We start from the raw sequence: 10,531 nt of genomic DNA on the forward strand, positions 1-10,531 counted from the left end.
GATCTTTATTCGTGGCATTTAGTTTGACATGCGTAGATACCGTGAGATACGTAAACATATCATAGTGAGAGATATGAAACATTAAGGTATCAAATGAAGTGGGATTCGGAGGCTCTTCAGGACATAGGGCGGCTGCTCAAGACGTCGCGCAAGACTTTGGGCCTAACCCAGGAGCAGGTTGCGGATATGGCGGGTATATCGCGTCCGCGGTACCGCGAGATTGAGGCTGGAGCCAGCGCTGCCCGTACGACCACACTGATCAACATTGGTCGTGCGCTTGGTCTGGAACTGATGCTCATCCCGCAGGCTATGGTCCCGGCGGTTGAAGCTTTGCTGCAGCCAGGTGGCGCCGAAGATGATCTTCCTGCTTTCGTCGCCAGCCCCGATGGTGAAGGCAATGTCTAATACGCATCTTGATCCAAGATCCATAACCTCACTTGACGTGCTGCTAAATGACCTGAAGGTAGGCATGATCGTGAGGACGCCGGGAGACTTCAACGCGTTCAGCTTTGAGGAGAGCTATCGTCAGACGGGTGGTTTCCCAGTGCTCAGTCTGTCATTTCGCGCGGCACATGGGGGTTTGCGGAAGGACCCGAAGCCTGTCGCAAGGGCTTTGCCATCGTTCTTTGCGAACCTTCTTCCAGAGGATAAACTGCGCGAGGCGATGGAGAAGCACCATTCAGGTAGCGTGCGAGCAGGAAATGATTTCGATTTGCTTGCAGCACTCGGGTCGGATCTGCCGGGGGCTGTCCGAATTGTGCCGAGCGAAGGGGCCGTTGCTCATAGTGAGGGTTTGACAGCCTCCAGGTCAAAGGCCCGGTTTTCACTTGCCGGTGTGCAGATGAAACTTTCCGTCATCAAAAACACAGGCAAGGGCGGCGGTCTGACGATCCCCTTAGGCGACGAGCAGGGTTCATATATCGCCAAGTTTCCATCGACATCATTTCCCGGTGTTTCTGAAAATGAATTTGCCAATCTCGCATTGGCCGAAGCGATTGGTATGGACGTGCCGGAACGAGAGCTCGTGGAACAATCGCAATTCGAGGGTGTCCCGGCGGAGTTTGAGACGCTGTCTGAGGGAAAAGTCCTCCTCGTCAAACGTTTCGATCGGGTTGCCGGTGGTGAGCGCGTCCACATCGAAGATTTCGCTCAGGTATTCGGCGTCTATCCGTCTCGAAAATATGAGGGTGCCGCCTATCATGATATAGCCGCGGCTCTTGGGGTCGCCGTTTCTTCAGCGGCAGCCCTAGAGTTCGTCCGACGACTGGCTTTGGCTGCGCTGACAGGAAACGGCGACATGCACCTCAAGAATTGGTCGCTGATTTATCATGGGAAGGGCGACAAGCCGGCACTCGCCCCAGTCTATGATGTGCTCTCGACTGTCCCTTACATTCCGTCGGACGCCATGGCATTGTCGCTGGCCGGTGAAAGGCCGTTCAAGGCAATGAACGCCCAGCGATGGAAAGTCTTCGCTCATCGTGCGCGACTGCCGGAAGCTGCGGTGCTGAAGGCTGTTACGGAGACGGTCGAGCGCGTCAACCAGTCTTGGTGGTCTCTGCCTGAACGAGCTGTCCTCCCCAATAAAGTATTGGAACGGATTGACGCCCACATAAAGTTGATGTCGCCGATCCTCGGCACGTGGGCGGATTAGCAATTGGTGTTTTGCGTAACTCGTTAGCAGTTTCGTGGCCCACAAGTGCCGATCGAGTCGCTGGTTCGAATCCCTTCACCCGCTCCACTTAGGCACTTCAAGAACACAAATGTTGTTGGCTGGTGCACCGGAAAATGAAAAAGTGGAGCAACTGCAGTCAAGACTTAACAGTTACAAGTTCCCACCTTTTAATCAATTGAATCTCCGGCATCATTTCCAGCTCATGTGATCTGCTGCGGCGCATCCGAACGGTGCTCTGTCTTCACCGAAGCGCTTCTTCAGCTGATCGCAGCCCCAGCGGTTCATTGGTGCAGGCATCATATTGTTGATGTCCATGCCAGGAGATTGAAATTGTGTGGGTGAGGTCGTCACATACCAAAGCCAAAAACCGCACAGGCCGACGATCAGCAAAAGCAACGTCCCGAAGAAAATTTGCAGGCCTTTCCAGGCCGACATCGTTTTTTTCGGCGGATGGATAGCTGGCGTGTCGTCAATACTGGCGTGATCTGCGAAGGGTGCCAGTGCCGAGGTTCGCTCGTCTTCGGTCAATGCAACGCGCTGGAGGCGGTCATCCAGAAGGACGGGCAGGGACGTGTTGCCGTGTCGGACGGCCAAGCCCAAAAGTTTGCCGTTGGCTTCGCCGACGATCAGTGGTTCGGCACTCTGTGCCATCCGTGTATAGGCGGATCTGCCAGTTTTATCGGTGGCGATCTTGTCGTTGTAGGTAACGGAAAGAATGTTGCTTTTGCGGTCGAAGGCGGTAATTTCCACCGGCACGGGTTGGAGCAAGGCGGGTCGGCGTAACTGGCTCTTAACCCTTAAAATGCGCAGGGCCAGGAAAATCATGCCGATGCCCAAGCCGCCCAGTGCAAGGGTGAAGATTGCGAGCGTTATGATGCGGTTCCAGAGCTTGTCTAGGCCAAGGCTTATCGTTGCCAGTTCTGGATGATCTGCCGAAATGACCAGTGCAGTTTCATAGTCGCCCACATGAAAATCGACGAACATGACGTCGACCTTCGTGTCGTAGCTCTGGCCGTTGACGTTATAGACAAGCCGAGCCTTGCAGTCGGTGAGGATCGCTTTTCGCGTCGTGCATTGACCATCCTGGATATCACCGTCCTCCACCACCACTGGGTTCTGGCTGATGAGGAAATCGCGATAGACGCCTGGTCCCTCCCAGAAAAGGAGAAAGGCCGCGAGCGCGAGGATAATGGGAGGAGACCAGAAGTAAGCGCGAGGGATCGAGATAACATCGGATGCCAGCGAGAACGGGCGGTTGGGGAGATGAAGCGTCGGCGTCAATTTCGTGGTCTTTCCATTTCAAACGTTAACAGTAACGACAGGTCGGATCAGGACAAGTGGATCACAGCATCGCACGGCTGAGCCCGCCATCGACGGGCATGGCGATGCCTGTAACATAGCTTGCTTCATCGCTGGCGAGAAAGGCGACCACCTCTCCGAATTCTTGTGGTGTCCCATAACGTCTTATCGGGATTTCATTCTGGCTTGCGGCGGCGATGACGCTTGCGTCAACCCCACGCTCAGCAGCATCCAAGGCGTCCAGTCGTGTGGTACGCAGGGTCGCAAAGCGTCCAGGAATCACGACATTTACTGTCACGCCATCCTCCGCGACCTCGGTTGCCAGCGTTTTTGTCCAACCGGCCAGCGCTGACCTCAATGCGTTGGACGTGGCCAAACCAGGGATTGGCTCGAGTGGAACACCATATCGGATTACATCAACTGTAAAGATTGTGATCGCAGGGTGGTTATTCACTTTCCATCAAGACCAGCAGGAAATGAGTTTGGGTCGATCAGTTGAAGTTGGCGGCTCTTTTAGAACCTGAATGCGCTGTTCGCCGCCCCTGGGGAAGCCTTTATCGAGGCAGCGTTTCATTGCGCATACGGTATGAATATTTCACTTGGAAGCGGCGTGTACCTCAATTCTGGCTGCGTCATTCTCGATTCCGCATCGGTTTCTATCGGCGACGGCACGATGCTCGGCCCAGCCGTCCAAATCTACTGCCCCGAACATCATCGCGACATGATGCTACGAAAGGCGGGCCTTGAACGCGCGCGGCCAGTCACCATCGGCAAAGATGTATGGATCGGTGGCGGGGCCGTTATACTCGGCGGGGTGACTGTCGGGGATGGCGCGATCATTGGCGCAGGAGCCGTGGTTACTCGTAGCGTTGCGGCGGGAGCGACAGTCGTTGGCAATCCGGCACGGCCAGTCAGACAGAGTTGATTTCAGACCATTACATTTTCGTCACTCGCGTTGTCATCGAGGCATACAATCACTGGGTTTTAAAACGTTTTGAGGGTCCGGTGGCTAAATGAAAAGGGGTTCACATCGGCAGACGATTCGATTCCTATCTAAGCGAAGGTGCGTATTGCTGCGGCAACTTTGCGCCTTCGAACCGGACAGTAGAGCTGCATTGTCCAAATTCCAAAAGCTGACATTGTTTATGATGCATCCGAATCCCTCCCGACCCGTCAGTCCCGCCAATTGTGCGCTATGGCGCGCTATCCTGCGCGATGCTATGCAAATACGGCCGATAGCCCACACATTATCGCAAGCCCGTCCATGTCGAAGCCAGGCAAAGTGTCTCGTCGGTAAAACGCGGCTCATCACCTGGATTGCCGCGCGTGACCCAGTCGCGCTTTGCTCGTAGATAATCGGTCAATTCGGCCAGCTCGGCTACCTTCTGCACGAGTTTGGCGAGCTGGTCATCCATGATCTTGATTTCACGCACCTATGAAAGGCCGTCTTTGCGTTCGAACGCCGCAATGTGGGCCTCGTATTCTGCAATGACACTGGCCTCTGCCTCCTCATCATTCAGCTCGCCGCGATCGAACTGCGTCAACCATAGCTGGATGAGGTTGGCCGAAACGCCGTAGGTGCGCTGCGCGTCCCGCCGTCCGATAACACGGTCTCGGATATCCTGGCAGAGCTGCAACTTGAACGGCGTCGAATGCCGTCGATATGGACCTCGGGACTTCATGAGCCTTCTCCGGTTGAGGCCCGCAGAGTGTATCAGTTTTTCCAGGTCTCGTGGTCCAGCCCGAGGGGTTCACTCCAAAACCGGCTCAGTTCCGCGCGGAAAACAACAGGGTCAACAGTCCGAGATGATTGACAATTTCCGGTTCTTAGACGATTTCCCAAAGCGGGTGTCATACAGCGTCTTCAGTTTGCCCAGTGTAGCGCTCCGCGTCGTTGATACGTTCAGGATACCCAACCTTCGAGCGATCCAGATCCTGCTTGGCCATACCAAGATTGAAAACACGGTCAGGTATCTTGGCGTTGGATATATAGGATGCACTGGGATTGGTCGAGCGGACTGAGATCTTAAGGGGAGCGGCCTTGCACGTTTTAGGGCCGCGCCCTTTTGCTCAGAGAGCCTCTCTCAAGACTCGATCAGCTTTGCGCCTCCAGTTTGGTCGTCCGCACCAGGTGGTCGCGTCAGCGTTGGACAGAAGCATACGCAGCGCTCTAAAGTTTGCCCCGTCTTCGCCTTGGATCGATCAGATGACCTTCCTGACCTCCCGCTCGAAGCTCATCACATGATCCATGGCAATCTTCTCAGCTAGGTCCGCATCGCCGGCACATACGGCCTGAAGCATCAGGAATTGATCATGAAGAACGTCCTCGAGGCGTGGAACAAGGACAGGGAAGCGCTTCATGAAGACGTACAGGATCCTTAAGGACAGGTTGTGATAGTGATCGAGCGTATTGAGTAAATACGAGTTCTTGGCTGTTCTGTAGATAAACCGGTGAATTTTTCGGTCCAGCGCCAGAATGTCCTCTAGGGCCATGGGGCCGGACGCTTGCTGAAGTTCCTCCATCAATTTGGTGGCTTCCTGTCGCTCGAATTCGCGCAATCTCTCTGCCGACAAGCGCGTGGCCCAGGATTCGATCCGCGCGCGTGCCTCATAGATGGCCGTTAGATCGTGAATGTCGATCGTACTTACAAATGTGCCTCGACGGGCACTGATGACGACAAACCCGTCATGTTGAAGACGCTGAATTGCTTCGCGTACGGGCGTTCGACCAACGTCGAGGCGTTTCATCAGCTCCGATTCTCGCAGAAGCGTTCCCGGGGCAAGCTCTGATGTAATGATGTCGTCGCGTAGCCTCAGATAGGTCCGCTCAGCGAGCGTGGGCTCCGCTTCTTCGTAGTCGGTCTCGAATCCCAACGTGTTCATCATCCACTCATCTTTCGTCGCTTCGCTTTGGTTCACACCGCCCGAAAAGGCGGCCATCGAATCTTCTTGACTCCGTCTTCTATGTGCATATTGTCGATATATCAGCAATATATAAGAACAGAGAGGGTGTATCATGAATTCTGCTGAAATACTGAAAAGCCTGATGTCGAAGGGCAGGATGGTGTTCGCCGGACTGCCGATAGGGGTTGTGGCGCTGGGACTGATCGTACCCGCAACAGCCGACGCAGCCGACGTGGAAACGCTCAAGCCTGGTATCCTGGTTGTCACGGTGCAGCCTTACATGCCTTACACGGCATTGAAGGACGACAAGCTCGTCGGCCTTGACAGTGACATCTTGGCGGCGGTTGCCGAAAAGCTAGGGCTCAAGCTCGAAGTCAACGTCACGGACTTCCCAGGCATGCTGGCGTCTGTCCAGAACCAGCGTGCCGATATCACCATTGGCGGCATCGCTTGGTCTGAGGCACGTCAGAAGGTCGGCCTGTTCACGGACCCGCCATACTATTCTCCGCCGGCCATGGCCGTTGCCGGAGAGAAAACCTTTTCCGATGTGAAAAGCCTCGAGGGCAAGAATCTGGGAACGGTAACGGGCTATGTCTGGGCAAAGTCGATCGCCCTGGTTCCCAATGCCACACCGCGCACCTTCCCAGGCGCCGATAGCGTGTTTCAGGACCTGGCCACCGGACGTCTCGATGTCGGCTTCCTCGATCCTCTCCTGATCACCTACCAGCAACAGCAGCGGCCCGATATGAAGGTGCGGATCGAATACATGACGCCACCGACCAAGGAGGAGATAGCGGCCCACCCCGATTACAAATATTTCCAATCCTACATGACGGGCTTCTATCTTCCCAAGCAGGCACCCAAGCTTGAAAAGGCAATCTCTGCGCAAATCGACGCCATGTACAGGGATGGATCGCTCGCAGCCCTCATCACCAAATGGGGTGGCGATCCAAAGCAGTTCCTGGTGCCGTCGCCTGAGATGGCGGCGGCGCGGCGCGGTATAGACCGGCCGGCAGACTGGACCCCTCCATCGGTCGCAAAGTGAGAGCGGGGCATGACGGCGTTCTCCTCATTGGCCGACGTGTTTCAGGTGTCCTGGAGCGACTATGGCGCAAACATTGCCGGGGGTCTGTTGAAGACCCTCGGCTACACGATAGCAAGCTTTATCGGCGCATCGCTGCTTGGGCTTGCTCTTGCCCTGATGCGATTGCATCGCTCGCGGCTGCTGGGGATACCTGCTGCATTCTACACGGAAATCTTCAAGAACATCCCGCTGCTTGCCATCATCTTTCTCACCTATTTCGGTCTGCCATCCACCGGGATCAGGCTGGAAGTGTTCGAGGCGGGGGTCTTGAGCCTTGTGTTGTTTTACGCGGCCTATCTGTCCGAGATTTTTCGTGCGGCGATCTCGGGGGTCCATCGAGGGCAGCAGGAAGCCTCTGAAGCCCTGGGGCTTGGACGGGTAAAGATCTTCATCCATGTTGTTTTGCCGCAGGCCGTGCGCCTCGCACTTCCCGGCACCAACACCATGTTTGTCGATTTGATCAAATCGACCTCCTTGCTGGTGACGATCTCTGCTGCCGAACTGATGACGCAGGCGCAATTGATCGCTTCGGAGACCTTCCGTGCGCTCGAGGTCTATCTTGTCATTTCAGCCGTCTATTTCGCGATCTGCTACCCGGTCTCGCAATGCCTGCTTCTTCTGGAGCGCAAGATCCATGCAGGCGTTCCACTCTCGCTGGCCAGACGCCGACGCCTCACGTTGGCCAAGTCCTTTTTGACCGAAGGGAGGGTGTGAAGCATGGCGATAAAGCCGAACATCGCGCTGGTGAAAAATCAATCGGCTGGCAGCCCCGCGATCAGAATCGCCGGTCTACAAAAATCATTCGATGGGCGTATGGTGCTCGATAACGTCGATCTGGAAGTGCCGACCGGCAAGATCGTCAGCATCATCGGCCAAAGCGGCGGAGGAAAAACCACCCTCATGCGCTGCGTCAATCTGCTCGAATGTCCGGATCGAGGCACGATCAGCATCGGGGAGGAGACGATCTTTTCCGCCGGCATGGTCACATGCCGCAATCTCGCAAAGCTCCGGCAGCGCGTAGGCATGGTGTTCCAGCGCTTCAATCTGTTTCCGCATCTGACCGCCGTTGAGAACGTCGTGCTTGCCCAGATGCATGCCGGCGGTATCGGCGAGCGCGATGCTGTCGAAAGAGCCGTGAAGCTGCTGACCCGTGTCGGGCTTGCAAAGCGGGCATTGGCCTACCCGGAACAGATGTCGGGCGGCGAACAGCAGCGGGTTGCAATTGCGCGAGCCCTGGCGCTCGGGCCGACGGTGCTGCTGTTCGACGAACCGACATCCGCGCTCGATCCGGAATCGACGGGCGAGATGCTGCGGGTCATGCGGGAGCTTGCCAATGACGGCATGACGATGATCCTGGTCACGCACGAACTGCCCTTTGCAAAGGAAGTATCGGACTGGGTCGTCTTCATCGACGGCGGAAAGATTGTCGAGCAGGGAACCGCCGCCGACGTGCTCGACCGTCCACGAGAGGCTCGTACCGCAGCCTATGTCTCTCGATACGCATCCCCGGGCTAGTACCGGGTTTCGGGCGATACGGTTCTCAATGGCTGCCGTATCGCCCATCCAACCACATCAGAATGGCGAGGCGACCGTACGATACGCTGTGCTGTACCGCGCCAACTTAGCATCGTGAAGGCATTCATATTCCATGAAAAAGACAACGACAGATATCGCCGTCATAGGTGGCGGGGTCATTGGGCTTGCAGTCGCTCTTCAGATGCGACGTGAAGGGCGCGAGGTTATTGTATTCGAGCCGAATGAGCCGGGATCGGGCGCGTCATTTGGAAATGCCGGAACGATCGCGGACTACGCGATCATTCCGGTTGGGACGCCATCCGTCCTCAAAAACCTTGCCTCGCTGATGCTCAACGTCGATAGTCCGCTGTCCATCCGCAAGGCTGCGCTGCCGATGCTGTTTCCCTGGTTGATGCGGTTTGCCTATGAATCCCTTCCCCATCGGTACCGGGACAATACCGGCCGTATTGCCAACCTGTTGTCTGATGCATCTTCGTCCTGGTTGACGCTGGCGTCCGAGATCGGCGTATCCGACTTGCTGAGCGCAAAGGGCTGCCTCTACCTTTACCAGACAACCGAGGCCTTCAAGGCTGCGTCATCGGATATAGCATTGCGACAGAACTATGGGATTTCGCAGGAGCTTTTAAGCTCATACGAGATCCGCAGCCTGGAGCCGAACCTCCCAGAGATTGAAGGCGGTGGACTGTTCTTTCCGAACGCGATCAACTTCACCGATCCGGGACGGGTCATGGACGCGATCGCGGCGGCGGCACGACAATCGGGGGTGGAGTTTATCCGATCTGCGGTAAGTGCGATCGCGCGCGAGGCAAATGGGGTGAAGATCATGTCCACAACGCACGAGATACAGGCTCGGTCGGTTGTGATCGCGGCGGGGGCCCATTCAGGCCGTCTCGCTCGTCAGATCGGGGACCCGGTCCCCCTCGACACCGAACGTGGCTACCACCTTGAGTTCGATATGCAGACGGCACCGGTAGAACGTCCGGTCTGCCCCACGCATCATGGCTTCTACTTCTGCCCGATGGAGGGGCGACTGCGCGTTGCAGGCACGGTCGAACTCGGCGGATTGGCTGCCCCCCCGAACCGGAGGAGGATCGACCTTCTGCTTTCCAACGCCCGGCGTGTGTTCCCACATCTTGGCGAACCGAGCCGGACGTGGATGGGATTTCGGCCGTCAATGCCCGACTCCGTGCCTGTCATCCGGCCTTCGAAAGGCGGCAAGGATATCGTGTTCGCATTCGGGCACGGTCATATCGGCCTGACCTTGGCCCCACGGACTGCCCGCATGGTTAGCTTCATTCTTGCCGCCTGACCGGACCGGGGAGCTGTTCGATATGTACAAGACCATCCTTGGAAACCAGACCTGGGTGTTTCGGGATCTGAAGGAACTGATGGCGAAAGCCTCGCTATTGCGGTCCGGTGATCTGTTGGCAGGCATAGCTGCAGGCTCGGCGGAAGAGACTGCGGCGGCGAGAATATGTCTCGCGGAGGTGCCATTGAAATCCTTTCTGACAAAACAGATGATACCTTACGATGATGATGAAGTGACGCGCTTGATCGTCGATACCCACGATGCCGCAGCCTTCTCCCCGATCGCCCATATGTGTGTCGGAGATTTCCGCAATTGGCTGCTGTCGTACCATGCGACGCCTGCGCGTCTGGCCAGGCTTGGAGCCGGCCTTACCCCGGAGATGGTCGCAGCGGTCTCGAAACTGGACTTGTCACGGAATTGTGCCGGTCACCTGAGCGTTTTAAGCTTGGATCAGGAGACCAGCGAGATGATTAAACATACTGAAGATTTCAAGCGAGAGGCTGTTCGGATTGCGCTGACCAGCGGGCTGTCACGGGAACGGATTGCCGCGGATTTGGGGGTGGGCAAGTCGACGCTTGGCAAGTGGATTTCTCACTATCGCCCGACAGATCTGGTAACGGAGCCACAGGCCGATCTGGCCCGTGAGAATGAGCGGCTGCGCCTGGAAAACCGTATCCTCAAGGAGGAGAGGGACATTCTTAAAAAAGCTACGCAGTTCTTCGCGAGC

At 56.4% G+C, this 10,531-nt stretch carries 12 protein-coding genes and 2 pseudogenes; 9 read left to right on the forward strand and 5 right to left on the reverse strand.

Annotated features, from left to right (window positions below):
- Positions 1-93 precede the first annotated feature (93 nt).
- Both ASB66_RS22055 and ASB66_RS22060 read left to right on the forward strand, forming a co-directional pair.
- Positions 94-405, forward strand: coding sequence for a helix-turn-helix domain-containing protein (locus ASB66_RS22055; RefSeq protein ID WP_060716902.1), 312 nt, complete (start codon positions 94-96; stop codon positions 403-405).
- Complete coding sequence (locus ASB66_RS22060) at positions 398-1,651, forward strand: type II toxin-antitoxin system HipA family toxin (protein WP_060716901.1); 1,254 nt, start codon at positions 398-400, stop codon at positions 1,649-1,651. Before ASB66_RS22055 ends, ASB66_RS22060 begins: the two co-directional genes overlap by 8 nt.
- A 210-nt stretch (positions 1,652-1,861) precedes the next feature.
- Here the strand turns inward: ASB66_RS22060 and ASB66_RS22065 are convergent, their stop codons facing one another.
- Positions 1,862-2,953 (reverse strand): hypothetical protein, encoded by a 1,092-nt coding sequence (locus ASB66_RS22065; protein WP_060716900.1) that lies wholly within the window; start codon positions 2,951-2,953, stop codon positions 1,862-1,864.
- 61 nt (positions 2,954-3,014) lie between these two features.
- Positions 3,015-3,425, reverse strand: a complete 411-nt coding sequence (locus ASB66_RS22070; RefSeq protein WP_081088952.1) for an SDR family oxidoreductase — start codon at positions 3,423-3,425, stop codon at positions 3,015-3,017.
- Between the two features lie 66 nt (positions 3,426-3,491).
- On the opposite strand from ASB66_RS22070, the pseudogene ASB66_RS22075 reads away from it, so the two are divergent.
- Positions 3,492-3,896, forward strand: a pseudogene (locus ASB66_RS22075) (sugar O-acetyltransferase); the annotation flags it as partial.
- Positions 3,897-4,218: 322 nt separating this feature from the next.
- Here ASB66_RS22075 and ASB66_RS26335 read toward each other — a convergent pair.
- Complete coding sequence (locus tag ASB66_RS26335) at positions 4,219-4,386, reverse strand: hypothetical protein (RefSeq protein WP_156545304.1); 168 nt, start codon at positions 4,384-4,386, stop codon at positions 4,219-4,221.
- A gap of 18 nt (positions 4,387-4,404) precedes the next feature.
- Positions 4,405-4,653: a hypothetical protein gene (locus ASB66_RS22085; RefSeq protein WP_234614358.1), complete on the reverse strand. Its 249-nt coding sequence runs from the start codon at positions 4,651-4,653 to the stop codon at positions 4,405-4,407.
- A gap of 232 nt (positions 4,654-4,885) precedes the next feature.
- Between ASB66_RS22085 and ASB66_RS27195 the strand changes: the two are divergent.
- A pseudogene (locus ASB66_RS27195) lies at positions 4,886-4,997 on the forward strand (integrase); the annotation flags it as partial.
- Between the two features lie 176 nt (positions 4,998-5,173).
- On the opposite strand, the gene ASB66_RS22090 reads toward ASB66_RS27195, so the two are convergent.
- Positions 5,174-5,854: a GntR family transcriptional regulator gene (locus ASB66_RS22090; RefSeq protein ID WP_411910139.1), complete on the reverse strand. Its 681-nt coding sequence runs from the start codon at positions 5,852-5,854 to the stop codon at positions 5,174-5,176.
- A gap of 178 nt (positions 5,855-6,032) precedes the next feature.
- Here ASB66_RS22090 and ASB66_RS22095 point away from each other — a divergent pair, with 178 nt between their 5' ends.
- The 5 genes from ASB66_RS22095 to ASB66_RS26580 all read left to right on the forward strand — a co-directional run.
- Positions 6,033-6,920, forward strand: coding sequence for a substrate-binding periplasmic protein (locus tag ASB66_RS22095; protein ID WP_411910140.1), 888 nt, complete (start codon positions 6,033-6,035; stop codon positions 6,918-6,920).
- 9 nt (positions 6,921-6,929) lie between these two features.
- Positions 6,930-7,673, forward strand: coding sequence for an amino acid ABC transporter permease (locus ASB66_RS22100; protein WP_060716895.1), 744 nt, complete (start codon positions 6,930-6,932; stop codon positions 7,671-7,673).
- Positions 7,674-7,676: 3 nt separating this feature from the next.
- Positions 7,677-8,474 (forward strand): amino acid ABC transporter ATP-binding protein, encoded by a 798-nt coding sequence (locus tag ASB66_RS22105; protein ID WP_060716894.1) that lies wholly within the window; start codon positions 7,677-7,679, stop codon positions 8,472-8,474.
- 133 nt (positions 8,475-8,607) lie between these two features.
- A complete protein-coding gene (locus ASB66_RS22110) occupies positions 8,608-9,804 on the forward strand; it encodes an NAD(P)/FAD-dependent oxidoreductase (protein WP_060716893.1) in 1,197 nt (398 codons plus the stop codon).
- Between the two features lie 22 nt (positions 9,805-9,826).
- A partial coding sequence (locus ASB66_RS26580; protein ID WP_206781797.1) for an ethanolamine ammonia-lyase subunit EutB occupies positions 9,827-10,531 on the forward strand: 705 nt, incomplete at its 3' end.

The sequence above is a fragment of the Gillisella vitis genome, assembly GCF_001541345.2.
In the GTDB taxonomy this organism is placed as follows: Bacteria; Pseudomonadota; Alphaproteobacteria; order Rhizobiales; family Rhizobiaceae; genus Allorhizobium; species Allorhizobium vitis.